At 70.4% G+C, this 26,260-nt stretch carries 29 protein-coding genes, 2 tRNA genes and 1 pseudogene; 15 read left to right on the top strand and 17 right to left on the bottom strand.

All coding sequences use genetic code 11. The features are described from left to right. Positions 1-83 precede the first annotated feature (83 nt). The 5 genes and pseudogenes from msrA to JOF37_RS01870 all read left to right on the top strand — a co-directional run bounded on the left by msrA (position 84) and on the right by JOF37_RS01870 (position 4,073). Positions 84-611, top strand: coding sequence for a peptide-methionine (S)-S-oxide reductase MsrA (msrA, locus tag JOF37_RS01890; RefSeq protein WP_210004584.1), 528 nt, complete (start codon positions 84-86; stop codon positions 609-611). Positions 612-773: 162 nt separating this feature from the next. Beyond that, entirely contained in the window at positions 774-1,298 is a 525-nt protein-coding gene (locus JOF37_RS01885) for a single-stranded DNA-binding protein (protein ID WP_210004583.1), read from the top strand. A 43-nt stretch (positions 1,299-1,341) separates the two neighbouring features. Further along, a complete protein-coding gene (locus JOF37_RS15445; protein ID WP_271174870.1) occupies positions 1,342-1,836 on the top strand; it encodes a DUF6993 domain-containing protein in 495 nt (164 codons plus the stop codon). A 50-nt stretch (positions 1,837-1,886) separates the two neighbouring features. Continuing rightward, positions 1,887-3,566, top strand: coding sequence for an energy-dependent translational throttle protein EttA (ettA, locus tag JOF37_RS01875; protein WP_210004582.1), 1,680 nt, complete (start codon positions 1,887-1,889; stop codon positions 3,564-3,566). Then, a pseudogene (locus tag JOF37_RS01870) lies at positions 3,559-4,073 on the top strand (acyl-CoA thioesterase). The gene ettA and the pseudogene JOF37_RS01870 overlap by 8 nt, the downstream one beginning before the upstream one ends. On the opposite strand, the gene JOF37_RS01865 reads toward JOF37_RS01870, so the two are convergent. Next, on the bottom strand, positions 4,055-4,996 hold the full coding sequence (locus JOF37_RS01865; RefSeq protein WP_210004581.1) for an acyl-CoA thioesterase: 942 nt from the start codon (positions 4,994-4,996) through the stop codon (positions 4,055-4,057). The pseudogene JOF37_RS01870 and the gene JOF37_RS01865 sit on opposite strands and share 19 nt — an antisense overlap. Positions 4,997-5,016: 20 nt before the next feature. Here JOF37_RS01865 and JOF37_RS01860 point away from each other — a divergent pair, with 20 nt between their 5' ends. Continuing rightward, a complete protein-coding gene (locus tag JOF37_RS01860; RefSeq protein ID WP_210004579.1) occupies positions 5,017-5,688 on the top strand; it encodes a DUF8185 domain-containing protein in 672 nt (223 codons plus the stop codon). A 24-nt stretch (positions 5,689-5,712) separates the two neighbouring features. Here the strand turns inward: JOF37_RS01860 and JOF37_RS01855 are convergent, their stop codons facing one another. From JOF37_RS01855 to pepN, 7 genes are all read right to left on the bottom strand, one after another. Then, entirely contained in the window at positions 5,713-6,174 is a 462-nt protein-coding gene (locus JOF37_RS01855) for a globin (protein ID WP_210004577.1), read from the bottom strand. Continuing rightward, on the bottom strand, positions 6,171-7,289 hold the full coding sequence (locus JOF37_RS01850; protein ID WP_210004575.1) for a mechanosensitive ion channel family protein: 1,119 nt from the start codon (positions 7,287-7,289) through the stop codon (positions 6,171-6,173). Before JOF37_RS01850 ends, JOF37_RS01855 begins: the two co-directional genes overlap by 4 nt. 57 nt (positions 7,290-7,346) lie before the next feature. Further along, positions 7,347-8,021 (bottom strand): response regulator transcription factor, encoded by a 675-nt coding sequence (locus tag JOF37_RS01845; protein ID WP_210004571.1) that lies wholly within the window; start codon positions 8,019-8,021, stop codon positions 7,347-7,349. After that, the gene (locus JOF37_RS01840; RefSeq protein WP_271174871.1) at positions 8,008-9,270 is read right to left on the bottom strand and encodes a sensor histidine kinase; all 1,263 of its coding nucleotides are present in this window, start codon (positions 9,268-9,270) and stop codon (positions 8,008-8,010) included. Before JOF37_RS01840 ends, JOF37_RS01845 begins: the two co-directional genes overlap by 14 nt. A 10-nt stretch (positions 9,271-9,280) precedes the next feature. Then, positions 9,281-10,090, bottom strand: a complete 810-nt coding sequence (locus JOF37_RS01835) for an ABC transporter permease (RefSeq protein ID WP_210004569.1) — start codon at positions 10,088-10,090, stop codon at positions 9,281-9,283. Continuing rightward, positions 10,087-11,001: an ABC transporter ATP-binding protein gene (locus JOF37_RS01830; RefSeq protein ID WP_210004567.1), complete on the bottom strand. Its 915-nt coding sequence runs from the start codon at positions 10,999-11,001 to the stop codon at positions 10,087-10,089. Before JOF37_RS01830 ends, JOF37_RS01835 begins: the two co-directional genes overlap by 4 nt. A gap of 105 nt (positions 11,002-11,106) precedes the next feature. Further along, a complete protein-coding gene (gene pepN, locus JOF37_RS01825; RefSeq protein WP_210004565.1) occupies positions 11,107-13,653 on the bottom strand; it encodes an aminopeptidase N in 2,547 nt (848 codons plus the stop codon). A 112-nt stretch (positions 13,654-13,765) separates the two neighbouring features. On the opposite strand from pepN, the gene JOF37_RS01820 reads away from it, so the two are divergent. The 4 genes from JOF37_RS01820 to JOF37_RS01805 are packed head-to-tail and all read left to right on the top strand — an operon-like array spanning position 13,766 to position 17,469. Then, positions 13,766-14,311 (top strand): ribose-5-phosphate isomerase, encoded by a 546-nt coding sequence (locus JOF37_RS01820; protein ID WP_210004563.1) that lies wholly within the window; start codon positions 13,766-13,768, stop codon positions 14,309-14,311. Further along, positions 14,311-15,315: an Fpg/Nei family DNA glycosylase gene (locus tag JOF37_RS01815; RefSeq protein ID WP_210004559.1), complete on the top strand. Its 1,005-nt coding sequence runs from the start codon at positions 14,311-14,313 to the stop codon at positions 15,313-15,315. Before JOF37_RS01820 ends, JOF37_RS01815 begins: the two co-directional genes overlap by 1 nt. Positions 15,316-15,319: 4 nt before the next feature. Further along, complete coding sequence (locus JOF37_RS01810; protein WP_210004558.1) at positions 15,320-15,973, top strand: FMN-binding negative transcriptional regulator; 654 nt, start codon at positions 15,320-15,322, stop codon at positions 15,971-15,973. Beyond that, complete coding sequence (locus tag JOF37_RS01805; RefSeq protein WP_210004557.1) at positions 15,970-17,469, top strand: amidohydrolase; 1,500 nt, start codon at positions 15,970-15,972, stop codon at positions 17,467-17,469. Before JOF37_RS01810 ends, JOF37_RS01805 begins: the two co-directional genes overlap by 4 nt. A 93-nt stretch (positions 17,470-17,562) precedes the next feature. Here JOF37_RS01805 and JOF37_RS01800 read toward each other — a convergent pair whose 3' ends face one another. Then, positions 17,563-18,048: a Dps family protein gene (locus JOF37_RS01800; protein ID WP_210004555.1), complete on the bottom strand. Its 486-nt coding sequence runs from the start codon at positions 18,046-18,048 to the stop codon at positions 17,563-17,565. Between the two features lie 111 nt (positions 18,049-18,159). On the opposite strand from JOF37_RS01800, the gene JOF37_RS01795 reads away from it, so the two are divergent. Next, on the top strand, positions 18,160-18,696 hold the full coding sequence (locus tag JOF37_RS01795; protein WP_210004553.1) for a gamma carbonic anhydrase family protein: 537 nt from the start codon (positions 18,160-18,162) through the stop codon (positions 18,694-18,696). Positions 18,697-19,151: 455 nt separating this feature from the next. Here JOF37_RS01795 and JOF37_RS01790 read toward each other — a convergent pair whose 3' ends face one another. The 7 genes from JOF37_RS01790 to JOF37_RS01760 all read right to left on the bottom strand — a co-directional run bounded on the left by JOF37_RS01790 (position 19,152) and on the right by JOF37_RS01760 (position 22,281). Then, positions 19,152-19,844 (bottom strand): hypothetical protein, encoded by a 693-nt coding sequence (locus JOF37_RS01790; RefSeq protein WP_210004552.1) that lies wholly within the window; start codon positions 19,842-19,844, stop codon positions 19,152-19,154. Further along, on the bottom strand, positions 19,841-20,263 hold the full coding sequence (locus JOF37_RS01785) for a hypothetical protein (RefSeq protein ID WP_210004551.1): 423 nt from the start codon (positions 20,261-20,263) through the stop codon (positions 19,841-19,843). Before JOF37_RS01785 ends, JOF37_RS01790 begins: the two co-directional genes overlap by 4 nt. Next, positions 20,263-20,457: a hypothetical protein gene (locus JOF37_RS01780; protein WP_210004549.1), complete on the bottom strand. Its 195-nt coding sequence runs from the start codon at positions 20,455-20,457 to the stop codon at positions 20,263-20,265. The genes JOF37_RS01785 and JOF37_RS01780 overlap by 1 nt, the downstream gene beginning before the upstream one ends. Before the next feature lie 33 nt (positions 20,458-20,490). After that, positions 20,491-20,943 (bottom strand): helix-turn-helix domain-containing protein, encoded by a 453-nt coding sequence (locus tag JOF37_RS01775; RefSeq protein WP_210004547.1) that lies wholly within the window; start codon positions 20,941-20,943, stop codon positions 20,491-20,493. Continuing rightward, positions 20,940-21,677 carry a helix-turn-helix domain-containing protein gene (locus JOF37_RS15820; protein WP_210004545.1) on the bottom strand — a complete coding sequence of 246 codons (738 nt, stop codon included), beginning with the start codon at positions 21,675-21,677 and terminating at the stop codon, positions 20,940-20,942. The genes JOF37_RS01775 and JOF37_RS15820 overlap by 4 nt, the downstream gene beginning before the upstream one ends. 134 nt (positions 21,678-21,811) lie before the next feature. After that, on the bottom strand, positions 21,812-22,048 hold the full coding sequence (locus JOF37_RS01765) for a hypothetical protein (RefSeq protein WP_210004542.1): 237 nt from the start codon (positions 22,046-22,048) through the stop codon (positions 21,812-21,814). Then, the gene (locus tag JOF37_RS01760; protein WP_210004539.1) at positions 22,045-22,281 is read right to left on the bottom strand and encodes a helix-turn-helix transcriptional regulator; all 237 of its coding nucleotides are present in this window, start codon (positions 22,279-22,281) and stop codon (positions 22,045-22,047) included. The genes JOF37_RS01765 and JOF37_RS01760 overlap by 4 nt, the downstream gene beginning before the upstream one ends. A gap of 157 nt (positions 22,282-22,438) precedes the next feature. Here JOF37_RS01760 and JOF37_RS01755 point away from each other — a divergent pair, with 157 nt between their 5' ends. Both JOF37_RS01755 and JOF37_RS01750 read left to right on the top strand, forming a co-directional pair. Continuing rightward, positions 22,439-23,029, top strand: coding sequence for a helix-turn-helix domain-containing protein (locus tag JOF37_RS01755; RefSeq protein ID WP_210004537.1), 591 nt, complete (start codon positions 22,439-22,441; stop codon positions 23,027-23,029). Then, a complete protein-coding gene (locus JOF37_RS01750; protein ID WP_210004536.1) occupies positions 23,026-24,252 on the top strand; it encodes a tyrosine-type recombinase/integrase in 1,227 nt (408 codons plus the stop codon). Before JOF37_RS01755 ends, JOF37_RS01750 begins: the two co-directional genes overlap by 4 nt. 16 nt (positions 24,253-24,268) lie before the next feature. Here JOF37_RS01750 and JOF37_RS01745 read toward each other — a convergent pair. Beyond that, a tRNA-Gly gene (locus JOF37_RS01745) sits at positions 24,269-24,342 on the bottom strand. A 90-nt stretch (positions 24,343-24,432) separates the two neighbouring features. Here JOF37_RS01745 and JOF37_RS01740 point away from each other — a divergent pair. Further along, positions 24,433-24,506: transfer RNA gene (locus JOF37_RS01740), tRNA-Pro, on the top strand. A gap of 71 nt (positions 24,507-24,577) precedes the next feature. Continuing rightward, the gene (gene tig / locus JOF37_RS01735) at positions 24,578-26,104 is read left to right on the top strand and encodes a trigger factor (RefSeq protein WP_210004534.1); all 1,527 of its coding nucleotides are present in this window, start codon (positions 24,578-24,580) and stop codon (positions 26,102-26,104) included. Positions 26,105-26,260: the final 156 nt, after the last annotated feature.

The raw sequence follows: 26,260 nt of genomic DNA, 5'->3' as shown, positions 1-26,260 counted from the left end.
CCTCCGACATCGCCGGGAACACCCGGCACGCTCCTGCGTTGGCTATGGTGAGACCTCGCGAAAGCGGGAGAACGGAGCTTTCCATGACCACCACCTTCATCCTCGCCGGCGGCTGCTTCTGGTGCCTCGACGCGGCGTACCGCGCCCTCAACGGGGTCACCGAGGTCGTGTCCGGCTACATCGGCGGCCACAGCCCGCACCCCAGCTATGAGGCGGTCTGCACCGGGGCGACCGGCCACGCCGAGGCGGTCTCGGTCACGTTCGACCCGGAGGTGATCCCCGCGGACGTCATCCTGGACGCGTTCTTCACCATGCACGACCCGCGCCAGCTCAACCGGCAGGGGGCCGACGTGGGCACGCAGTACCGCTCGGCGATGTTCCCGCTCGACGACGCGCAGGCGGAGCTCTTCGAGACCGCCCGGGCCCGGGCTGACGAGCTCTGGGGCGGCGGCGTCGTGACGACGATCGAGCGGGCCGAGACGTTCTACCCGGCCGAGGAGTACCACCAGGACTTCTTCGCGAAGAACCCCGGCCAGGGATACTGCCTGGCCGTCGCGGTGCCCAAGGTCAACAAAGTGCGCGCGCGGTTCGCGGAGTACGCCCGCAGCTGACGGCTCCTCCCCATCCTCCCGGCGACGGCGGTTCCCCACACTCGTGCGGAACCGCCGTCGTCGCGTTCACGGATGCCGCGATGCTGGACGTGCTCCGGCGCTCGACGGGCACTCGGGCGTCGGAGCATCCACCACCGCGTCCCCTTCGATTGAGGAGCAGACATGTCCGACCGCATCACCGTCATCGGCAACATCGCGACCGAGCCCGAGCAGCGCCGCACCGGCAGCGGCATCCCCGTGACGACCTTTCGGCTCGCGAGCAGTCAGCGCTATCGCGATCCCCAGTCGGGGGAATGGGTCGACGGGACGACGAACTGGTATCGCATCTGCGTCTTCCGCTCGCTTGGCGAGAACGCCTTCGCGTCGCTGCGCAAGGGGCAACGCGTCATCGTCGACGGGAAGCTCCGCGTGAAGGAATGGGAGGCCGGCGGCAAGAAGGGGATCGAGGTCGAGGTCGATGCCGACGCGATCGGCCCGGACCTCAAGTGGGGCACCGCCGTCTTCCACAAGCGCACGGGGGGCGAGGCCTCGCCGTCCGAGGCCGCGCCGGGCGCTGAGGGGGGCACCGAGGCGGGGGCATGGTCCCTCCCCGGGGGCACTCCGGCCGCAGGGCCGCGGGAGCAGGCGGAGGCGGCGACAGCCGAGGGGCACTGGGCGCCTGCAGAGCCCGAGCCGGCGCCGTTCTGAAGCTCGACAGCGGCCGTTCGGATCCGCGCCCTAGACTGCACGGGTGCGCCCCCTCCGCTTCGCATCGCCCCGACCGAGACACGCCGCAGCCGCGGTGATCGTCGCCGCGACCCTGGCCGTGGCGGGGTGCTCGCAGACCAACCCGGAGCCGGTTCCCACCACGCCCAGCCCGGTGGAGACCACCACCGAACCGGCACCCCAGGGGCCGGTCCTCGTTCCCGAGGGCTCGGCAGCGGACAACCTGCCGCTCTTCACGGCCGTCATGGAGCAGGTGGCGGCGACGCCGGACAACGTGGCCGGACGTGCATACGTCGACGCCCTCGTCGCCGCCGGTTTCGACAAGGCGGCGATGCAGGTCACCGCCGACCGCACGTCCGTGGACGACCCCGTCGACAGCCTGCAGTTCTCGGTGCTCTGGAAGGGGGAGTGCCTCGTGGGACAGGTCGGACCCTCGACCCCGGCACCGACCGCGCTCGTGCTCCCGGAGCTGCCGAGCGGCGGGTGCCTGGTCGGGCTGACGCGGCCGATCGACTGGTGACCGGCGCGGGGCGGAGAGCCGGGCGCCCGGCCGACTAGAATCGATCCGTTATGGCTGAGTACATCTACTCCATGGTCCGCGCCCGCAAGGCTGTCGGCGAGAAGCTCATTCTCGACGACGTCACGATGTCGTTCCTTCCGGGAGCGAAGATCGGCATGGTCGGCCCCAACGGCGCCGGAAAGTCGACGATCCTCAAGATCATGGCGGGCCTCGACCAGCCCTCCAACGGCGAGGCGAAGCTGACGCCGGGGTACACGGTCGGCATCCTCATGCAGGAGCCGGAGCTGGACGACTCCAAGACGGTGCTCGAGAACATCGAGGCGGGCGTGGCGATCAAGGCCAAGCTCGACCGGTTCAACGAGATCTCGGCCCTGATGGCCGACCCCGACGCGGACTTCGACGCGCTGCTGGCCGAGATGGGCACGCTGCAGGAGGAGATCGACGCGGCCGACGGCTGGGACCTCGACTCGCAGCTCCACCAGGCGATGGAGGCACTGCGCACTCCGCCCGCCGACGCGTCGGTCGCGCCCCTGTCCGGTGGTGAGCGTCGCCGAGTCGCGCTCGCGCGTCTGCTGCTGCAGAAGCCCGACCTGCTGCTTCTGGATGAGCCCACCAACCACCTCGACGCCGAGAGCGTGCTGTGGCTCGAGCAGCACCTGCAGTCGTACAAGGGTGCCGTCATCGCGATCACGCACGACCGGTACTTCCTCGACAACGTCGCCGAATGGATCGCCGAGGTCGACCGCGGTCGCCTCATCGGGTACGAGGGCAACTACTCGACCTACCTCGAGAAGAAGGCCGAGCGCCTCGACATCCAAGGCAAGAAGGACGCCAAGCTCGCGAAGCGCCTCAAGGACGAGCTCGAGTGGGTCCGCAGCTCGGCCAAGGGCCGTCAGACGAAGTCGAAGGCGCGTCTCGCACGCTACGAAGAGATGGCGGCCGAGGCGGAGCGCACGCGCAAGCTCGATTTCGAAGAGATCCAGATCCCCGCGGGTCCCCGTCTGGGCAACGTGGTCATCGACGCCAAGAAGCTCCACAAGGCGTTCGGCGACCGGGTGCTCATCGACAACCTCAGCTTCAACCTGCCGCCCAACGGCATCGTCGGAGTCATCGGCCCCAACGGCGTCGGCAAGACGACGCTGTTCAAGACCATCGTCGGCCTCGAGCCGCTCGACGCCGGCGACCTGAAGATCGGCGAGACCGTCAAGATCAGCTACGTCGACCAGTCGCGCGGCAACATCGACCCCGAGAAGACCCTCTGGGAGGTCGTCTCGGACGGACTCGACATCATCACGGTCGGCAAGACCGAGATCCCGTCGCGCGCGTACGTGTCGAAGTTCGGTTTCAAGGGCCCCGACCAGCAGAAGAAGGCCGGCGTGCTCTCGGGTGGTGAGCGCAACCGCCTGAACCTCGCGCTGACGCTCAAGGAGGGCGGCAACCTCCTGCTCCTCGACGAGCCGACCAACGACCTCGACGTCGAGACCCTGAGCTCCCTCGAGAACGCGCTGCTCGAGTTCCCCGGCTGCGCCGTCGTCATCACCCACGACCGGTGGTTCCTCGACCGCATCGCCACGCACATCCTCGCGTACGAGGGCACGGACGAGAGCCCCGCGCAGTGGTACTGGTTCGAGGGCAACTTCGAAGCCTACGAGGCGAACAAGATCGAGCGTCTCGGAGCGGATGCCGCCAACCCGGCGAAGTCGACGTACCGCAAGCTCACGCGTGACTGAGGTCACCCCGTCCCCGGCGGGCACCGCCGGGGACGCCCGCGTCCACGTCCCGATACACCTGCGCTGGGGCGATCTGGACGCGCTCGGGCACGTGAACAACACCTCGATGCTGAAGCTGCTCGAGGAAGCGCGCCTGCGGGCCTTCTGGAAGCCCGAGGCGGGCCTGGATGGTCCTCCCACCGCGATCCTCGGGGCGCTCAGTGCGACGGCCGAGACGATGACGCTGATCGCGCGGCAGGAGATCGAGTACCTCGCCCCGGTGCCTACGGCCAGCGACCGCTTGATGTGCAGCTGTGGATCGGCCGCATGGGCGGCTCGAGCATCGACGTCTGCTACGAGGTGTTCAGTCCTCGCGGCGACGAGCCGCAGGTCTGCTACGCGCGATCCACCGCCGTTGTGGTCATGGTCTCCACCGCTACCGGTCGTCCCGTGCGGCTGACCGATGAGATGCGCGCCGCGTGGGCCCCGGTCGTGGGCGAGCCGATCGTCTACGCGCGCCGGCGCTGAGCTGCGCCGTCCGCGCCGTCCGGAACGCGCACCATGATCTCCTGCGCCACGCTCGCGATGAGCGTGCCGGCGCGGTCGTAAATGCGTCCGGTCGACAGTCCGCGCCCACCGCGGGCGCTCGGTGACTCCTGCACGTACAGCAGCCACTCGTCGACCCGCGCGAAGCGGTGCCACCACATCGCATGGTCGAGGCTGGCCACCTTCAGCCCCGGGGTCGCCCACGCGAGTCCGTGCGCGCGCAGCACCGGCTCCTGGATCGTGAGGTCGCTGAGGAAGGCGAGAGCGGCCCGATGGATCGTCGGGTCATCCGGCAGCGGCGACCGGCTGCGAGCCCATACCGCCTGTCGGGAGGTCGCCGGGTCGCTCGGCTCGAGGTAGATCGGCGCGGTCACATGACGCAGCTCGATCGGGTTCGCCGAGAAGATCCGTCGGCTCAGCGGGTGCAGACCGCTCAGCTGCTGCTCGAGGCCCGGCAGGTCTTCGGGCTGCGGGATGCCCTCCGGCATCGGTTCGGCATGCTCCACGCCCGGATCCTCGTCCTCGAACGACGCGATCATCGAGAAGATCGGCGACCCGTTCTGGAAGGCCTGCGTGCGGCGCGTCGAGAACGATCTCCCGTCGTGGATCCGGTCGACCGAGAACGTGATGTTGCGCGACGAGTCGCCCGGCCGCAGGAAATAACCGTGCATCGAGTGCGGGACGCGCTCGTCGGGGACGGTGCGCATCGCCGCCATGGTCGCCTGCGCCAGCACCTGACCGCCGAAGACGCGGCCCTGCGGCATGACCTGCGACTCACCGGTGAAGATGTCTTCGGTGGTGCGGGCCTCGCTCGACGAGAGGTCGAGAACGCGCAGCAGCGCGGCAACCGGGTCGGCTTCTTCGGCGGGGGTCTCGGGTACGGTCTCTCCGCTTGTCTCAGCCATCGATCGGTAGTCTAGGACGGATGTCTGCGCGCCTCCTGTTCCCCCAGCCCGAGGTGGCACGCGACGTCCTCACCTTCGCGGGCCGCGCCGCACGTCTGGGGGACGGCGTCATTCGGCTGCAGGGCGGCAACGGCATCCTCGCCATAACGTGCGCGCCGCTTGCGCCGCGCTCGCTCGCGGACGGAACCCCCTTCGTACTGGGGATGCGCACCGCCCCGGTCGATCCCGAACTCGAGTGCGACCTCGCGGTCGGTGCCGCGGCGCTGACCGCGGACGCCGACGCCCGAGCCGTCCGTCTTCCCGACAGCGCGGTGACCGCTTCCTGGGCCGGCGTTTCACCGCCGCGCTCCGGCTGGCGTGATGCGGGCGGACTCGATTCGGCGCGCGTATCGTTGCGCGCGCAGTGGGGGATCGCTGCCGTCGCTCGTCAGCTGCCGACGGGAGCCGGCGACGATGTCGTCCACCTCGTCCGCTCGTCGATCTGGGGTGCCGCCGACGACGACCTCGCGGGCCTGCCGCTGGGCGTCGCCTTCGCCGCCGTCGGGCTCGGCTTCATCGGGGGAGCGGAACAGCCGGTCGTCCGCCGCACCGACGTGTGGACGCGCGTCTCGTTCGCTCGCGGGCACGTGCTCACGCGCGGCCCGGTCGCGATGGGATTGACGCCCGTGCGCGCCACCGGTCGGAACGGCTAGAAGCCCGTCGCACCGCGCAGGCGGTCAGGAGTCGTCGGCGGTCGTCCGGGGGTGCAGCGGCAGGGCGGTGGCGCCCACGCCGGCAGCGGGGCCGATGCCCGACGGCTCGAAGGTGTTGACCATCGCGTGAGCGGCGCGTTCGAGGTAGTCCCAGAGCGTCGCCTCGTGAAGCGGAGAAAGATCGAGCTCGTCCACGGCCGTCCTCATGTGACGCAGCCACCGATCACGGGCGTCCGGGTCGACGTGGAACGGGCGGTGCCGCATGCGCAGACGCGGGTGACCCCGGGTCTCGCCGTACGTCGTCGGTCCGCCCCAGTACTGCTCGAGGAAGAGCAAGAGGCGCTCTGCGGCGGGGCCGAGGTCTTCCTCGGGATACATCGGGCGGAGGACGTCGTCGGTGGCCACCTCGCGGTAGAACACCTCGACCAGTCGCGCGAAGATCTCGTGTCCGCCGACCTCGTCGTAGAAGCTGCGCGTGTCGGTCACGGTGTGTCCTTCGGGTCGGCGGCGGGGGAGTCCGGACGCTCCCGCGGCGGCGAAGCGTCAGCGATGGGCGCGTTCTTGCGACGCGGCCGCCATTGCGGTCGCGGTCGCGTCGCGATGGGTGCGACGGGCTGCGGCTTGGTCTTCGGCGGGTTCGCGCCGCGGACGCTCTGAGCGCCGTCGAGACCGCTCAGGATGGTGGAGTTCAGCTGCGGGATCTTCACCCCGAGGTCGTCCATCGCGCGCTTGAGCCGCAGGCGCAGCGCGCGAGCGACGTCATCCTTCGCATTCGGCCGCGTCTTCACGACCAGTCGGATCACGAGGGCGTCGCCGTTGACCGACTCCAGTCCCCAGATCTCGGGCTTCTCGATGATGCGTCCACGCCACTTCGACTCGCGCGCCATCTCCTTCGCGCTGTCGAGCATCGTCTGCTCGACGTCGTCGATGTCCGCGTCGGTGGGGACCGACAGATCGATGATGACGCGCGCCCACCCCTGCGACAGGTTGCCGATGCGCGTGATCTCGCCGTTGCGGACGAACCAGAGGGTGCCGTTGACATCGCGGACGTGCGTCACCCGCACGCTCACGTACTCGACGATCCCGGTCGCGAGCCCGAGGTCGACGACATCGCCGATGCCGATCTGATCCTCGGCGACGATGAACATGCCGTTGAGGACGTCCTTGACGATGTTCTGCGCGCCGAAGCCGAGGCCGGCGCCGATCGCCGCCGACAGGAGCGTGAATGAGCCGAGGATGTCGGGGTTGAGCACCCCGACGATCATGAGCAGGGCGACGATGACGATCGTCACGTTCACGATGTTCGACAGGATGGAGCCGAGCGTTCGGGTCCGCTGCACGATGCGCACTTCGGCCAGCGGCGAGATGTCGATCGCGCGGGTGTCCTCGGCATCGGCACGGGTCTTCGCCCCGCGGACGATCCGCTCGACGACCCGTCCGATCAGGCGCCGCATGAGCCAGGACAGCGCGAACGCTCCGAGGACGATCGCCGCAACCTTCACGATGTTCCATCCAGCGGCGGTGAGGAACGTCACGAAGTCGGTCATGGAGATGTTCCAGTCCACGGGAGCGGGGTCGGGGGAGGCGTCGAACGGGGTCATCGATCCGATCCTAACGACGGCTCCTGCGCCCCAGCCGCGAGCGCGCCGAGGCCCGGCTCAGGCGTCGAGGCCGGGTTGCGCGAGGCCGTGCGCGATGAGGACGGCGTGCACGCGGTCGCGAGCGGGCAGCTTCGTCAGGATGCGGCCGACGTGCGTCTTGACCGTCGATTCGCTGAGGAACAGCGTCGCAGCGATCTCGGCGTTGGTCAGTCCCCGCGCCATGGCGTCGAGGACCTCCGCCTCACGCGCGGTCAGCGTCGTCGGCCGCGCCGGCTCGGGTGCGGGGAGGCCCGCGGAGGTGACGAGATCGATCATGCGCCGCGTGACGCGGGGCGACAGGGTCGCCTCGCCCGCCGCGACCGCCCGAACCGCGGCGATGAGCTCATCGCGACGGGCGTCCTTGAGCAGGAATCCTCCGGCTCCCGCGCGGAGCGCGCCGAAGGCGTACTCGTCGAGGTCGAAGGTCGTGAGCACCAGCACGCGCACGTCGGGGTGGGTCCGACGGATGCGGGCGGTCGCCTCGATGCCGTCGACGCCCGGCATGCGCACGTCCATGAGGACGACATCGGGCGACAGCTCCGCCACCGCCGTGAGCGCCTCGGCGCCGTCGGACGCCTCGCCCACCACGTCGATGTCGCCGGTCGACTCCAGCACCATGCGGAACCCCAACCGGATGAGCGTCTGATCGTCGACGATGAGGACGCGGATCGGCGCGGCATCAGGACTCGTCATGGTTCTCCTGTTCGAGAGGGAGGACGGCGTGGACCCGCCACCCGCGTCCCTGGGCCGGCCCCGCTGCCACGGTGCCGCCGGTCAGTTCCACCCGTTCCCGCAGCCTCCGCAGACCGTAACCGCCCGCGGAGGCCGGCGGCGGGTCGACGGGCTCACCGTCATCGCTCACGGTGACGGTGACCGACGTCGGCGCGTACGCGATGCGAAGGTCGATGCGGGTCGCGCCGCGCGCGTGTCGGATGGCGTTGGTGACGGCCTCCTGCGCGATGCGCGAGATGGCCAGCTGCACCGCGCTGCTGAGCTCGGGTCGTTCTCCCGCCACCGTCAGCGTGGCGTCGAACCCCGCCGCGCGCGCCGAGGCGATTGTCTCGGCGGCGGTGTCGCGGGCGAGCGGCGCGAGTGGTGCGGCATCCGGTTCCCGCAGCACACCGAGCGTCGCGCGCATGTCGCGCAGGGCTTCACGGCCGGTCGCCGCGATCGCCGCGGCCCCGGGGCGTGCGCGGTTCATGTCGGTCGAAGCGGCCACGCCCTCAGCGAGGGCGACCATCACGGTGAGCGAGTGCGCGACGATGTCGTGGAGCTCGCGGGCGATGCGCTCGCGTTCGGAGGCCGCCGCGAGCTGCGTCTGCTGGTCGCGCTCGACGACCAGCTGGCGGGAGCGGTCGATGAGCGCGGCGACGTAGCGCTTGCGGTTGCCGACGTTGGTGCCGATGAGAGCGCCGATCGTCGTGACGACGGCCTCGCCGATCACGGCGTTCCAGGCGATCGCGGGACCGATGACGCCGGTCAAGCCGAGGACGGCGGCGCTCGTCGCGAGCGAGCCGAGAGCGATCCCCACACCGATCAGGCATGCCCGAGTACTGCGATACACGGCCAGGGAGTACGCGCTGATGCACAGCAGGAGGCCGCCCACGGCGACGGGTGCGAGCAGGTACGCGTGCGCGACGACCACGGCCAGCGCGAAGACCGCACGGGGAAATCGTCGGCGAACGAGCAGCGACGCGCAGCCGACGACGACGAGGCCGACGACGAACGGCCCGGTCGCGGGCCAGTACCGGGCGACGCCGACGGCATCCTCGCGGCCGGCGAACGATGTCGCGGGCACGAGGGAGATCAGCAGACAGACGCCCGCGATCAGGACGTCGGCGATCCGGGGGTGTCGCGACCAGAACCGGCGCATGACGCCGGGCGGACGCGGAAGCCGCAGTTCGTCGTCCGGAGACGGCGAACTACGGCTTCGTGAGGTCACTCCTGGCACCCTACGCGTCGCCCGTGCGGAGCACGGCCCAGCCGCCCAGGAGGGTCGCCGCGGGCCAGGCGAGCAGTGTGATGAGCGCGGGCCAGAAGTCGTCGGGCGCGGGGGAGGTCACGACCTGAGCGGCCGCGGCCGGGAGGTACTGTCCCAGGTCGACGATCCACGCCCACGACTCGCCGCCGAGCGCGAACAGGCTCAGCACGATGGGCAGGACGAACAGGATTCCCACCGTCGCCGCGATCGCGCCGGCGCCGTTGCGGATGATGAAGCCCCAGCCGAGCCCGAGCAGGGCGAAGGTGGCCATGGCGAGGACGCCGAGCGCGAGCGGGACGATCGACTGCTCGGGCGCGCCCCAGTCCAGCGTGCGGTCGCCGAAGATGGGGGCGGAAGCCAGGAGAGCGACGGTCGAGGTGACCACGGTCGTGACGGCGAGCAGCACCGCGACGACGACGGCCTTCGCTGCGAGGACCGCGCCGCGCCGCGGTTCGGCCGCGAACGTCGACCGGATCATGCCGGTGGAGTACTCACCGGTGATGGCCATCGCGCCGAGGATGCCGGCGACCAGCATGGTGAACTGCATTGGCGCGGTGATCGCCAGCACGGGGTTGAAGTCGCCGCCGAAGTCGGTCGACGCCCACGCCATCAGCAGCGAGATGCCGATCGCGAGAGCCGCCGTCACCCCGAGCGACCACCACGTCGAGCGGAGGGTCAGCAGCTTGATGAACTCGCTGCGCACCAATCGGCCGGCCGACAGTCGGTAGCCGGTGGCGGCGGGCGCCGCGGGCGGCGCGCTCTGGACGGTCGTCGCGCTCATCGCACGGCCCCCTTCGTCTGGTATTCGACGGACCCCTCGGTCAGGGCGAGGTAGGCGTCTTCGAGCGACCCGACGCGCGGGGTCAGCTCGTGGAGCGGGATGCCGTTGGCCGCGGCCGTGTCGCCGATCGCTGGGGCACCGATCCCGGAAACCTGAAGCACCCCGGCCTCCCCGCTCGTCACGGAGACGTCGGGGCCTGCGAGCAGGCGCGCGAGGTCGTCCGCGCGCGGGCTGCGGACGGTGACGGTGTTGGTGGTCCAGGCCCGGACGAGGTCGTCGATGCCGGCGTCGGCGAGGACTCGTCCGCGCCCGAGCACGATGACGTGGTCCGCGGTGAGGGCCATCTCGCTCATCAGGTGGCTCGAGAGCAGGACGGTGCGCCCCTGGGCGGCCTGTCCGCGCACGAACTGCCGCACCCAGCGCACGCCCTCGGGGTCGAGTCCGTTGACGGGTTCGTCGAGGATGAGGGTCTGCGGATCACCGAGCAGCGCGGCGGCGATCCCGAGCCGCTGGCCCATGCCCAGCGAGAACTTGCCCGCGCGTTTGCCCGCGACCGAACCGAGCCCGGTGATCTCGATGACCTCGTCCACACGGGAGCGCGGGATGCCGTGCGTCGCCGCCATCGCCCGCAGGTGATTGCGTGCGCTGCGGCCGGTGTGCACGGCCTTGGCGTCGAGGAGGATGCCGACCTCGGTGAGCGGGGAGCGCAACGAGCGGTAGTCGCGTCCGTTGATGGTGACGCGCCCCGAGGACGGGCGATCGAGTCCGACGATCATGCGCATCGTGGTGCACTTTCCGGCACCGTTCGGCCCGAGGAACCCCGTCACCCTCCCCGACGGAACCGTGAAGCTGACGCCGTCGACCGCGGTCTTGTCTCCGTACCTCTTCGTGAGGCCTTCTGCAACGATCATGCGCCCACGCTATCGACGCGATGTGGGCCGCGTCGTCGGCTCCTCGTACCGGAACGCGCGGCGGGCGTCATACCGGAGTATGACGCCCGCTGCGCTTGGGTCGACTCAGTCCTGCGCGTCGCGCTCCTGCACCGACAGGGCCCGCTCGACGCCGGCGAGGTTCTCGGCGACGAGGCGGCGCAGGGCTGCGGGGGCGTCGCCGTGCTGCGACAGCCAGGCGCGTGTCGCAGTGCGCAGCTCGACGTTCGCCAGAGCGGCGGGGTACAGCCCCACGATCAGGTACTGCGCGATCTGGTACGTGCGCGACTCCCAGATCGGCAGCAGCATCCCGAAGTACTCCTCGATGTACGGCGTGAGGAGCGCGACTCCGGCGGGGTGGGTGAAGCCCACGGCTGCGGAGCGCACGACGGTGTTCGGCAGGTCGGCCTGCTCGACGAGCGAGGTCCAGGCGGCGCGCTTGGCCTCGGCCGTGGGCAGAGCGGCGCGGGCCTGAGCCGCGAACTCGCCGCCCTTGGCGGTGTTGTCCGCTGCGAGCGCCGCATCGATCTCGTCAGCGGACACAGCCCCGGACGCCGCCAGCGACACCAGCAGCGCCCACGAGAGGTCGGCGTCGATGTCGAGGCCGGCGAGGGCCGTCTCGCCAGAGCGCAGGCTGCGGACCACCTCGGCGTGCTCGGCGGTGGCTGCGGCCGAGGCGAAGGCGGTGACGAACTGCAGCTGGCTGTCGCTGCCCGCCTCCGCCTGCTGGGCGAGCGCCCACAGCCCGTCGGCCACCCGCGCGCGAGCGGCGTCGCGAGTCTCGGGTGCGACGTAGGAGTTCGCCGCCAGCTGCAGCTGGGCCAGCGTCGTGCGGACCGTGGTCGACTCGGTCTCGCTGCCGATGTTGCGCAGGACGAGATCGATGTAGTCCGTGGCGGAGGCCTCGGCGTCGCGCGTCTGGTCCCACGCCGCACCCCACACCAGCGAGCGGGCGAGCGGGTCGCTGATCTCCGCGAGGTGCTCGATGGCCGTGCGGAGCGACCGGTCGTCGAGGCGGATCTTCGCGTAGGCGAGGTCGTCGTCGTTGAGCAGCACCAGGTCGGGCTGCGTCCGCCCCTTCAGCTCGGGGACCTCGGTGAGGTCGCCGTCGACGTCGAGCTCGATGTGATGCGTGCGCACGAGCGCGCCGTCGCGCAGCGAGTAGAAGCCGACGCCCAGGCGGTGCGGGCGGATGGTCGGGTAGTCCGCGGGCGCCGTCTGGACGATGGCGAAGCGAGTGATGGTGCCGTCGGCATCCGTCGTGATTTCGGGCTCGAGGGTGTTGACCCCCGCCGTCTCGAGCCACTTCTTCGACCACGTGCCCAGCTCGCGGCCGCTCGTGGCCTCGAGTTCGGTGAGCAGGTCGCTCAGCTCGGTGTTGCCCCAGGAGTGCTTGCGGAAGTAGGCCGACACGCCGGCGAAGAAGGCCTCGACACCGACCCAGGCCGCGAGCTGCTTGAGAACCGAGCCGCCCTTGGCGTAGGTGATGCCGTCGAAGTTGACCTGGACGTCCTCGAGGTCGTTGATCTCGGCGACGACGGGGTGGGTCGAGGGCAGCTGGTCCTGGCGGTACGCCCAGGTCTTCTCCATCGCGTTGAACGTGGTCCAGGCCTCAGTCCACTCGGTGGCCTCGGCGGTCGCGATCGTCGACGCCCATTCGGCGAACGACTCGTTGAGCCAGAGGTCGTTCCACCACTTCATCGTGACGAGGTCGCCGAACCACATGTGGGCGAGCTCGTGGAGGATCGTCACGACGCGACGTTCCTTGACGGCGTCGGTGACCTTCGAGCGGAAGACGTACGTCTCGGTGAAGGTCACCGCGCCCGCGTTCTCCATGGCGCCCGCGTTGAACTCGGGGACGAAGAGCTGGTCGTACTTGGCGAACGGGTACGGCACACCGAACTTGTCCTCGAAGTACGCGAAGCCCTGGCGAGTCTTCTCGAAGACGTAGTCGGCGTCGAGGTACTGCCAGAGGCTCTTGCGGGCGTACACCCCGAGCGGGATGACGCGGCCGTCGGCGCTCGTGAGCTCCGAGAAGACCTCTTCGTACGGACCGGCCACGAGCGCGGTGATGTACGAGGAGATCCGGGGAGTGGGCTCGAACGCCCACGTGGCGGTGCCCGCATCGCCGCGGACCGGCTCGGGCGTGGGGGAGTTCGACACGACCTTCCACTCTGCCGGCGCGGTCACGGTGAAGCGGAACTCGGCCTTGAGGTCGGGCTGCTCGAAGACGGCGAACACGCGCCGCGAGTCGGGCACCTCGAACTGCGAGTAGAGGTACACCTCGCCGTCGACGGGATCGACGAAGCGGTGCAGCCCCTCGCCCGTGTTCGTGTACAGGCAGTCGGCGTCGACGATGAGCTCGTTCTGCGCCGCGAGACCGTCGAGGGCGATCCGCGAGTCGGCAAACGCTCCGGTGTCGATGGTGCGTCCGTTGAGCGTGATCTCGCGGACCTCGCGAGCGATGAGGTCGATGAAGGTCGAGGCGCCCTCCGTCGCGGCGAAGCGGACGACCACGCGGGAGCGGAACACCTCCGCGCCGACGGTCAGGTCGAGGGCGACGTCGTACGACTGCGTGTCGACGATCGCGCGGCGCTCCTGCGCCTCGATGCGGGTGAGGTTCTCTCCAGGCACGTGCGTTCTGCTCCCAGGGTCGGGGTGAGGTTTGGCGGCCGTGCGCTGCTGGCGCCGACGGCAACCGTGCCAGCCTACGCGTCTGCGGCCCGCACGTTCATAGGATGGTGCCATGCGCATCCATATCGCGACCGATCACGCCGGTCTCGAGTTCTCCACCCAGCTTCAGCACCACCTCGCCGAACACGGTCACGAGGTCGTCGACCATGGCCCGGTCGAGTACGACGCCCTCGACGACTATCCGTCGTTCTGCATCCGTGCGGCACAGGCGGTCGTGCGCGACCAGCAGGCCGGTGTCGAAGCGCTCGGCGTGGTGTTCGGCGGGTCCGGCAACGGCGAGCAGATGGCGGCGAACAAGGTGCACGGCGTGCGTGCGGCGTTGGTGTGGAACCTCGCCACCGCCGAGCTCGCCCGCGAGCACAACGACGCCAACGTGATCTCGATCGGGGCGCGCCAGCACACGTTCGACGAGGCGGTCGCCTTCATCGACCGTTTCATCGCGACGCCCTTCAGCGGCGAAGAGCGGCACGCCCGTCGTATCGGTCAGCTCGCCGCGTACGAGGCCGACGGCAGCCTGCTCCCGGACCCGCGCGAGGACGGCCGTGAGGCGACCTCCCCGCTCCCGGCCGGCGACTCGTTCGACCCGGAAGCGGGCTGATGCCCGAGGGGCATTCCGTCCACCGCATCGCCCGGCAGTTCGACCGCAACATCGTGGGGCGCACCGTCGCGGCATCCAGTCCGCAGGGTCGCTTCGCCGAGGGCGCCGCGGTGCTCAATGGCCGCGAGGCCGTCGCCGTGCGCGCCGTCGGCAAACAGATGTTCCTGAACTTCGAGGGCGACGTTTGGCTGCGGGTGCACCTCGGGATGTACGGCGCGTGGGACTTCGCGGGCGAGGTGCTGGCCGACGCCACCATCGCCTCGGCGAACGGCCGGATGGGCCACACCAATCAGCGTGGGACGGATGTGGACCGCATCTTCGACACGGCGGGCGAGAACTCGTTGACCTCGATCGGCGCGCCGCGGCGGACCCGCGTCCGGGTGCGGATGAGCGAGCAGACGACGGGTCTCGACGACGACGACGTGGATGAGGCCGAATGGCCGCCGCCGGTCGTCGGACAGGTGCGGCTGCGCCTGCTCACCGACGTCACGTGCGCCGACCTGCGCGGCCCGACGGCGTGTCAGCTGCAGACCCCGGACGAGGTGCGGGCGACCATCGCGAAGCTCGGACCCGATCCGCTCGTCGACGACCCCGCCGCGGGTGAGGAGCGCTTCACCGCCGTCGTGCGGCGCAAGCCGACCCCGATCGGTCTGCTGCTGATGGACCAGAACGTCGTGAGCGGCATCGGCAACGTGTACCGCGCCGAAATGCTCTTCCGTGCGCGCCTGGACCCCCACACCCCCGGGCGTGACGTCCCGGAGGAGACGGTGCGGGAGCTGTGGCGGGACTGGGTGCGACTGCTGGCGATCGGCGTCGAGACCGGCCAGATGATGACGATGGACGACCTCGACCCCGAGGCCTGGCGTCGCGCGATGGCCCACCGCGACGACCGGCACTGGGTGTACCACCGCGCCGGCCTGCCCTGCCGCGTGTGCGGCACCGCGATCCTGCTCGAAGAGATGGGCGCGCGAAAGCTGTACTGGTGCCCGAACTGCCAGAGATGATGCGATGAGACAGAACCCGAGCTTCGCGATGACGGATGTCGCCGAGCTGCGCCGGACGATCGACGAGAACCCCTGGGCGACCCTCGTGAGCTCGACCCCCGACGGGCTCGTCGCGTCGCACTACGCCGTGCTGCTCGACGAGGACCGTGACGACCTGACCATCGTCGGGCACGTCGGCCGCCCCGACGACGTCGTCCACGGGCTCGGCGAGCGTGAGCTCCTCGTGGTGTTCGCCGGTCCGCACGGCTACATCTCGCCGAGCTGGTACGGCGATGCGCCCGCCGTCCCGACGTGGAACTTCGTGGCGGTTCATCTCGCCGGCGTGCCCGAGATCCTCGACACCGAGGAGAACCTTCGGGTGCTCGACCGGCTCGTCGACCGCTTGGAATCGCAGACGCCCGATCCCCGCCCGATGCTGGCCCACCCGAACGACGAGGAGTTCGTGCGACGACTCGAACGGGGCACCGTCGGTTTCCGGCTGACGCCCGATCGGGTGAGCGCGAAGCGCAAGCTCAGTCAGAACCGCCCGGACGAGGTCGTCGACACGATCATGGACCGGCTCGAGACCGGCACCACCCCGTACGCCGACCCGCGTCTGGCCGCCGAGATGCGCCGCGCCCACAGCGCCATGCGCGCGGCTCGGGGAGGAGCTCGATGAGCGTCGAGCGCGGCGCCTCGATCGGTGTCGTGGCGAACGTCCGCCTGACCGGTCCGGGCCGCACCGATCCGTTCGGGACCGACCTCGTCGACGTCCATCTCGTCGACGGGGTCGTCGCCGACATCGCCCCGGCGGGGGCGTTGCCGCGGACCGGGGCCGTGATCGACGGAGCCGGCGGCTGGCTGCTGCCGGGGCTGTGGGACCACCACATCCACACCGTGCAGTGGGCACTCGCGTCGCGCCGTGTCGTGCTCGACGGCCTGGATTCCGCCGCTCAGGCGGCGGCGGTCATGGGCGCCGCACCGGTCGGCGACGACGGGCGCCGCGTCGGATCGGGGTACCGCGACGCTCTCTGGCGCGACACACCGACGCTCGAGCTCCTCGACGCGGCGACCGGCGACGTCCCCACCTACCTCATCAATTCCGACGTCCACAGCGTGTGGCTGAACTCGGCGGCTCTTCGGCGCGAGGGAATGAGCTCCGACGACGGCATCCTGCGCGAAGAACCGGCGTTCGAGATCTCCCGCCGGTTGAACGCTCTCGACGTCGACCTCGCGGACGCCGCCGTGATCGACGCGATGGACCGGGCGGCGGCTCGCGGCGTCGTCGGGATCGTCGACCTCGACATGGCGTGGAACCCGGAGGCCTGGCAGCGCCGTCTCGCGCGCGGCTTCGATGCGGTGCGCGTCTCGTTCGGCGTGTATGCGAGCTCCCTCGAGCGCGCCATCGCCGCGGGCTTGGCCACGGGCGATGCGATCGATCAGCGCGGACTCGTGCGGATGGGGCCGTTCAAGGTCATCACCGACGGCTCGCTCGGGACGCGCACCGCCGCGTGCTCGCACCATTACCCCGGCCAGGCGACCGACTTCGGCGTCATGACGGTGCCGCCGGACGAACTCGTGCAGCTGATGCGGCGCGCCACCGGCGCGGGCATCGCGTGCGCGGTCCATGCGATCGGCGACGTGGCGAACACTCATGCGCTCGACGCGTTCGCGCTGACGGGGGCGACCGGCACGATCGAGCACGCTCAGCTCGTCGCCCACGCCGACATCCCCCGTTTCGCCCGGCTCGGCGTGGCCGCGAGCGTCCAGCCCGCCCACGCGGTGGACGACCGGGACATGGCCGAGGAGTACTGGGCCGGACAGACCTCGGTCGCCTATCCGATGCGCGAGCTGGCGGATGCGGGTGCCAACCTCCTCTTCGGATCGGATGCGCCGGTGGCATCCCTCGATCCCTGGTCGACGATGGCGGCGGCGGTGTTCCGCACCGGGGACGACCGCGAGGCGTGGCGTCCGCACCAGCGCGTCGCGGCCTCGGTTGCCCTGGCCGCCTCGACGTCGGGTGGTTCGGAGACCGGCTCGGCGATCGCGCCGGGCGACGTCGCCGATCTCATCGTCGTCGACCGTGACCCCGTGGCGGCGGCGACCGCGGTCGAGATGCGGGTGACCGGCGTTCAGGCAACGCTGCTCGCGGGCCGCGCGACCCACGTCGCCTGACGCGCGGATCGCGTCGCGCGGCACGCCCACGTCGAAGGCCCCGGACCGATGCTGGTCCGGGGCCTTCGCGGCGTGATCAGTGAGCGGGACGCGTCACTCGGCGAGGTGCGCGAGGAGGAACCAGCGGTCCTTGTCGACTCCGCGCTTGATCTCGATAGCGACGTCCTGGCTCGACAGGTCGACCTCGTCGAGACCGTCGATCGCGTCCTGCAGGTCGATGAGGGCTGCATCGATGTCGGAGACGATGGCCTTGATCTCGTCGCGCCACTGCGCGAAGCCGGCGGGGACGGCCGTGGTGGTCTTGTCGGCCAGCGTCGACACCCGCGAGTCGACGGGCAGGCCGAGGGCGACGATGCGCTCCGCGGCGGTGTCGGCGTACTCCTGGGCGTGCGCCACGACCGTGTCGAGCAGCTCGTGGATGGCGATGAAGTTCGAGCCGCGGACATTCCAGTGCGCCTGCTTGCCGTTGACGACGAGCGCCTGCATCTTGTGGACGACGGGCGTCAGGAACTGCGCCGTCGCGGCCGCGACCTCCGGGTCTGCGGTGAGAGCGGGGGTGGTGATGTTCGTGTCGGTCATGGTCGCGCCTCCTTCTCGGCAGGTCGGGGCCTGCTACGGATGAAACGCTACTCAGCCCGGAACATTCCGCAAGCAAGAGAAGGCTGGGCTCACCAGGGGTAACGTGATGGCGTGCCCGTCTCCGCCGCCGCATCCGTCGTCGCGCTGGGGGAGTTGCGGCCCCGGCTGCATCCGACCGTGTTCGTGGCGGACGGGGCCCGCATCGTCGGCGCGGTCGAGCTGGGAGCCGAGTCGAGCGTCTGGTACAACGCGGTGATCCGGGGCGACCGGTCGCGCGTCGTCATCGGTGAGCGGAGCAACGTCCAGGACGGCGTCGTGATCCACGTGGATGCCGCGTCGCCGACGACGATCGGCGATGACGTCTCGATCGGCCACAACGCCGTCGTCCATGGATGCACCGTCGGCGACGGATGCCTCATCGGCATGAACAGCACGGTGCTCAGCGGAGCCGTCATCGGCGCGGGTTCCCTCGTGGCCGGTGGTGCCGTCGTGCTCGAGGGCACGGTCGTGCCGCCGGGCTCGCTCGTGGCCGGAGTGCCGGCCAAGGTCCGGCGAGCCCTGACGGACGAGGAGCGCGCGAGTCTCCGACGCAATGCCGAGACCTACGTGGCGCTGCGCGCCGAGCACGACGCAGCGCGGGCGGAATGACGAAGCTCCGACGAGCGGATGCGGTGCGCGTCGGAGCCGTGGAGGGGATGACGGGAATCGAACCCGCACCATCAGTTTGGAAGATAGGTCACCCCCTCCAGGCCGACCCCCGGAATCCCGCAGAACCGCGGAGATGCCGGGGGTCCCTCATGTGGTCTGGTGAGGTCGAGTTAGGGCACGTGAGGCCCCCTAGGGGCACGGATAGGGCACGGTCTGAGCCCCTCACGCGAGGCATTGGCGATGCCAGGCTGTTGCATCTTCGGCCCCTCTGGGCTGTGGAGAGAGATTCGAGGCTGGAGCACCACCAGGAGCCGTGAGATACGCACAGAGCGACGAACGGGCGCAGGGTGGGGTGAGAGGGCCTGGACGGTGTGAAAGTCGCTCAGACGGGCGCACACGGCGCGAGGGGCGGACCAACCGGGTAGGCCAGCCCGCCCCTCGGCGGTGATCGGTGGTCAGGCGTCCACCGGCACGCGGTCGAGCCCGTCCATCATCGACTCGATGAGGTTCCCGGAGGGGCCGGGCACCGCTTCGGCGTCCCCGTCGTCCAGGAGGCCCAGCACGGCGGGGTCGGCACGGTTGAGGAGCACGCGGCCCTCGAACGGGATCGAGCCCGCTGTCGCGACGCCCTCCAGGATCGACCGCCACGCACGGGCGGGGGTCGTGGCCTCCTCGGCGGCGACGATGGCCTGCGCCGCGTCGTCCACCTGCACGAGTCGACCCCAGATCATCTCGTGGAGCGCACCGAGCACGGATGCCGGGTCGCGTGCCTCCAGCACTTCCGGGCTCGTCTCCGCGCTGTCGAGGATCGCGGCGAGCCGGTCACGGCTGGCGGTCGCGATGACCTCGGGGAGGAGTCGGCCCGCGGCGAGGAGGGCGCTCACCTTCGCCTGCTCGTGCTGGACGCGGGCGATGTCGTCCGCGGTGGCCGGGGCGAGCGCGTCGAGCACGGGCTGGCGGTCGGGGGTGGCCGCGGGCTCGGCGGGCATCGCGTCGAGGAGTCGAGCCCGGATCGCTTCGACCTCGGCACGCTGGCGAGCGCGGAGCCCATCCGGCGTCAGGTGCGGGTCGGTGGCGCGTGCCGTGGCGAGGAGGTCGCGGCGCGCGGTGGTGATGAGGGTGATGAGGTTGGCGCTGTCGATGGTCACGACGGCCTCCGTTCTGTGTTGGTGTCGGTGCCCTGCTGGGCGATGGTCCCCGCCGACTGGCGGGAGGTTCTGCGGCGTCGCGCGTACTCGCGGTCCCGCTCGCGCTTGCATCCGAGGCAGTGGCCGTGGCCATCCGTTCCCCACGCGATGCGGGCGTGCCCTCTCGGGCAGAGGCTCCAGTTGCCGCCGCCGTCCTTCTGGCTGTTGTGGCGCGTGCACAGCGGCGCGTAGGCGTCGAGGTCGAGCGACCACGAGACAGCCCTGCCATCGGCCTGGTAGCCGAACTGCGTCGGATGACCCACGAGGCCCCATCCCGTGGCCGGGCGGTCGCAGTCGGGTCCTGCGCATGGTCGGCCTACGGCTGATCCGCGTGCGGCTCGGATCGCACGGTGCACGCCCTTGTAGGTGCGAGCGGTCATCACCGTCTCCTCTCGGTGCGGATGGCGTCGAGGCGGGCCTCTGCTCGCTGTGCGCGGTGACGCTGGGCCGCGGCCTCCGCGCTGAGCGCGCCCGTGTAGGCGGTGATGGTCACGCGCACCGGCTCGGGCAGGGCGGCGAGCGCGCTCCGGTACGGCAGGAACGCGGCCTTGGCGCGAGCGCGGGCGAGGTCCACGTCGGACGGTCGGGGCGCGCTGTGCACCACGGCTCAGCCCTCCCCGTTGACGAGCCGGTCGAGCAGGCTCCCCACCTGCTCCAGGCCCGCCGTGTGCGCCGCGTCGAGGTTGAGGAGACGCGCACGGCGCTCCATCACCTTCAGGCATCCCTCCGCGGCTCGCACGTCGCCCGCAACTGCGTCGGGGAACAGCCCCCGGAAGATCGCATCGAGGCGGTCGAGTTCGAGCAGACGCAGTTCGTTCGCCTCCTCACGCGGGATCGCCGCGAGGGCATCTCTCAGCCACGTGTAGACGGTGCGGGGGTGCACCTTCAGGTGCGCGGCGATGACCTCGACGGAGATGCCCGCACGGCGCATCTGGAGCGCCTTCGCCTTGCGGGTCGCGCGGGCGACGCGGGCGGGAACGCCCTTCGGTGCTGGCCGGTCCCCGAGGAGGTATTCCGCGGCGAGGTCGGCTGTGGTCGGGTCGTGCTGTGGGGTGCTCATCTCGCACCCTCCTCTCTGTCGTTACGGAGGCCGCACCCGCAGTAGCCGGATACGGGGTCGAAGACGTGCCGATGCGCCGATGCGCGAGCACGTGAGGTCGGGGGCGGCTGGCGTCGTTGCTCATCCGGCACGCTGAACGCTGGGAGGAGAGCCGAGAGACGAGCCTGACCATCCGCATTCACGTCATCCGCTCCATCCCCCCTCTGGGGGGGTGCCGCGCGAAGCGCGGTGGGGGTAGATGTGTCTACTTCCTGTGTGTTCTTCACTGTGTCTACTTCGCTACCCACAGTGAGGAGCCTGAGCACCCCACCGTGAGGAGCCTGGGCGTCACCATGAGGAGCCTGACCCTCAGGCGATTCCGCTTCAGGCTCCCCACGGTGAGGAGCCTGAGCGCGTCGGCGTTCGGACTTCGACAGCGGGCGGTCGGGCTTCGGAGGGAGGCTCGGGCGCTCGACCACGCGATAGACCGTGGCCTGGTGCTGGCGACCCGGCTCAGCAACTTCGAGGAGCCCCACCTGCACGAGACGCTTCACCGCACGCGCCGCCGTGCTCTCGCTCGTGCCCGTCTCATGGGCGATGGTCGGGTAGGACGGCCAGGCGAGCCCATCTGCGTCCGCACGCGACCGCACAGCGACGTAGACGAAGCCCTCGGCGGCGGTCAGTCCGAGCGCGGGCACGGCGTGGCGGGTGAGCCAGTCCGGGATGCGCGCGAAGCCGTCTCTCGTCTCGGTCATCGCTCACCCTCCGCAACTGCGGCGAGCGCGAACTCGGCCAGGTGCGCGTCGAAGCGGTCGAGCGCGGCGAGCATCGAGACGAACGGCTCCGAGGTCTGCTGTGTCGTGTCCATCAGGGTCACCCTCCGGACGGCTCAGCGCTTCGGGCGCGCGAGCGCGATGGGCTCGTCTACCGGCCCGCCGTCGAGCATCCGGAGGAGCGCCGGGACCGGCACGACCTTGCGGCGACCGAGCGTGAGCACCGGAATCTCGCCCCGCTGAGCGGCCTGGTAGCCCGCCCACGCGGAGAGGCCGAGCACGGCGGATGCCTCGGGGATGGTGCACGTCGCGCGGTCGCGGAGGTCAGCGAGCGTGAGGGTTGCCGTGGTCATCGCGCACCCCCTCGCGTGGCTTCCGAGAGGGCGGTCAGCATCGCCGCGTAGGCGTGCAGGTGGTCGCCGGTCGGGGTGGACGTGCCTGCCTCCCAGCGGCAGACGGTCATGCGGTGCACGCCGAGTTCGCGGGCGATCTGACCCTGGGAGACGCCCGCCGCCTCACGGATGGCGCGGCGGAGTGCCGGGGTGGGGAGTGCGCTTCGAGTTCGCACGGTGTCGATCAGGCTCATGGCCATCACGCTAGGTCACATGAGACAGTGATGCGCACATATTGCTATCTCAACTTCGGCGCAGGTGGGTGAGACACCTGAGATTCCGGGGCAGAGCGATAGAGACACGGGTGCATCGGTGTAGCAAGACCCGCGCCAACGATGTAGCCTCATGCTCATGACGCAGACCGCGCGATGGAACGTGAGAGACGACCAGCCCGTGCCCGAGGGCCTCACGCAGGGGGCCGGGTGGCTCCTCATCGAAGACACGCGCGAGCCCGCGGCCCCGTCGTTCTGGGTGCGCACCGGCACCGCCGAAGATGGGCGCGTGATCCTCACGGGCATCCTGCTGGCCGACGCCGACGCATCGCTGGAGGTCACCACGAACGCGCTCCGGGCGATCCGAGTTCCCGAGGTCGTGCGAGCCATCCACTGGCGCGCGGTCGGTGGCCCTCCTCCCGCATCCGTGGGCGAGGTCGGCCCCACTGGGCTCGCTCGATTCGAGGGAGTCGCTCAGGCCATCGAGAACGCGCCCCAGCCCGCACCCGTTCCGCCGAAGCGCGGGCAGGTGGTCACCGACGAGGAACTGCGCGCCGCGGTCGAGGAGTACAGCAAGCACCGCTGGAGCCCGAGCCCCATCGCCGCCACCGCCGCGGCCCTACACATGAGCCGTGCCACCGTCCAGCGGCGTCTAGACCGCGCGGCAGAGCGCGGCATGTTCGACGGTCGGCCGAGCCGCACCACAACCACCGAGAGGAGCACGCGATGAGCGCGCGCAAGACGAACCGGGCATCCTTCGGGACCGTCCGCAAACTGCCCTCGGGCCGCTACCAGGCCCGCTACCCGGAGGCCAACGGCCAGCGCGTAACCGCCCCGACGACGTTCGCGACGAAGCGTGAGGCGCTCGACTGGCTCGCCGGGGTGCGCGCCGACAAGATGCGCGGCACGTTCCGGGACCACCGCGCCGGAGAGGCACCGTTCGGCCCCTACGCCGCCGAGTGGATCGCGAACGGTGGTTCACGGGGCAGACTCGCACCCCGCACCCGCGTGCTCTACGAGGACCTGAATCGGCGGCACCTGGCATCCCTCGCCACCACGCCGCTGAACGCCATCACCCCGCCGCTCGTGCGCTCCTGGTACGCCAAGACGAGGAAGGGGCTCCAGGCGTCCTCCGCGGCGCGTGGCGGCACCGGGGAGACGGCGGTTCGGCAGGCGTATGCGCTCCTTCGCTCCATCCTCGCCACGGCAGTGACCGATGGCCTGATCCCGTCGAACCCCTGCCAGATCAAGGGTGCCGGGATCGCGTCCGCGCCCGAGCGTCCCTACATGGCCCCCGACGTGCTCTCCGCCATCGTGGAGAAGATGCCCGAGCGCTACCACCTGCCCATGCGGGCCATGTTCGGCGCGCACCTGCGCCTCGGTGAACTCGTCGCGCTCCAGCGGGGCGACTTCGTGGACGGGGTGCTGAAGGTCGAACGCCAGGTCGCCATCGTGCGCGGCGTCCCCACCGTCACGCCCACCAAGACGGGGGAGGAACGGACCGTCGCCGTGCCCCGCACCCTCGCCCTCCTCCTCCACGAGCACCTGGACGCTACGAGCGGGTTCCCGAAGTCGCCCATGTTCACCCGCCCCGATGGGTCCCCGCTCACGCACAGCGGCATCCAACAGGCCTGGGCGAAGGCGCGCAGGGCGGCGGGGCATCCGCAGTTCCACGTCCACGACGTGCGGCATGCGGGCCTCACCCTCGCCGCGCAGGCGGGAGCGACGACGCGCGAACTCATGGCCCGAGCCGGTCACCGCACCACCGCCGCCGCCATGACCTATCAGCACGTCGCGGAGGAGCGCAACGCGCTCGTCGCTGACCGGATGGACGCCCTCGCCGGAGCGGCGTTCACGACGGTGGTTGAGAGCGATAAGGGCACGGGGAGGGCACGGACGGGGCTTCAGGCCATCCTCAGCGTGGCGATGAGCACCGACGAAAATGCCGTCTGACCTGGGGGTAACGATGTGGAGGGGATGACGGGAATCGAACCCGCACCATCAGTTTGGAAGACTGAGGCTCTACCATTGAGCTACATCCCCGGAGCCGTGCGAACGGCAACCCGATCAGTCTAGCGGACTCCGTCGGCTAGACTGACCACGGCCGTTTCCCGACGCACGTCGCGGCGCGCCCGGGGCGTAGCTCAGCTTGGTAGAGCGCCCGCTTTGGGAGCGGGAGGCCGCAGGTTCAAATCCTGTCGCCCCGACTACGGCCCCACGAACCCAGACCACCGAACGGACGCGCACCTGCGCGGCCGGATAAAGGAGAACGACAGGCATGGTCACCAGCACCGTCGAGACGCTCAGCCCCACCCGGGTGAAGCTCCACATCACGGTCAGCCCGGACGAGCTCAAGCCGAGCATCACCCACGCGTACGAGCACATCGCTCAGGACGTGCAGATCCCCGGCTTCCGCAAGGGCAAGGTGCCCGCTCCCATCATCGACCAGCGTGTCGGCCGCGGTGCGGTCATCGAGCACGCCGTCAGCGAGGGTCTCGACGGCTTCTACCGCGAAGCGGTCACCGCGAACGAGCTGCGCGTCCTCGGCCGCCCGTCGGCCGAGGTCATCGACTGGCCGAGCGACAAGGACTTCTCCGGCGACCTCAAGGTCGAGGTCGAGGTCGACGTCCGGCCCGAGTTCGAGCTTCCCGCCTACGACGACATCACCATCGAGGTCGACGCCGTCGCCACCGACGACGCAGCGATCGACGAGGAGCTCGACCGTCTGCGCGGCCGCTTCGGCACCCTCGTGACCGTCGACCGTCCCGCCGCGAAGGGCGACTTCGTCGAGCTCGACCTCGTCGCCACGATCGACGGCAAGGAGATCGACCGCGCCGAGGGCGTGTCGTACGAGGTCGGTTCGGGCGAGCTGCTCGAGGGCATCGACGAGGCGATCGACTCGCTGACCGCGGGCGAGGAGACCACCTTCCGCTCGAAGCTCGTCGGCGGCGACCACGCCGGCGAAGAGGCCGAGGTGGCCGTGACGGTCAAGGCCGTCAAGGAGCGCGAGCTGCCCGAGGCCGACGACGACTTCGCTCAGATGGCGAGCGAGTTCGACACCATCGCCGAGCTCCGCGAGAGCCTGGTCGAGCGTGTCTCGCAGCAGAGCGTCTTCACCCAGGGTGCGGCGGCTCGCGACAAGCTCGTCGACGCGCTGCTCGAGAAGGCGGACATCCCCGTCCCGGCGGCGCTCGTCGAGGCCGAGGTGCACGCTCACCTCGAGGGCGAGGGGCGCCTCGAGGACGACGAGCACCGCGCCGAGGTCGCCGAGGCGAGCGAGAAGCAGTTCCGCACGCAGATGATCCTCGACAAGATCGCCGAGACGCACGAAGTGCAGGTCTCGCAGGACGAGCTCACGCAGTACCTCATCCAGGCCTCTGCCCAGTACGGCATGGCGCCCCAGGACTTCGTGAACGCCCTGCAGGAGAACGGCCAGCTGCCCGTCATGGTCGGCGAGGTCGCGCGCAACAAGGCCCTCGCGATCGCGCTCGGCAAGGTCTCCGTCGTCGACACCGACGGCAAGCCCGTCGACCTCACCGGCTTCATCGCCGTCGAGGGCGAAGAGGCCGCCGGCGAGGACGTCGTCGCCGAGGCCGAGGAGATCGCCGACGCCGCTGCCGACGCCGACGCCGTGATCGAGGCCGAAGAGGCCCCGAAGAAGAAGGCCCCGGCGAAGAAGGCCCCCGCCAAGAAGAAGGCCGAGGCCGCGGACGCCGACGCCGACGAGAAGGCGCCGGCCAAGAAGGCCCCCACCAAGAAGGCGCCGGCCAAGAAGAAGGCTGCCGACGAGGCCGCGGCCGAGTGATCGCGCCCGCCGGTTGACCGGCACGAGGGGGACGGATGCTGCGGCATCCGTCCCCCTCGTCGTTGCGGCGCGACACGGCTATGCCCACGGCGAACACGGTCGGGGGCCCGCTCCCGCGTCGGTAGATTCGACACGTCACGAAACTTCGGATCAGGA

It is taken from the genome of Microbacterium imperiale (assembly GCF_017876655.1).
Classification (GTDB): domain Bacteria; phylum Actinomycetota; class Actinomycetes; order Actinomycetales; family Microbacteriaceae; genus Microbacterium; species Microbacterium imperiale.
Note: the sequence above shows the minus strand (reverse complement) of the source record. Positions and strands in the feature narration are given on the sequence as shown.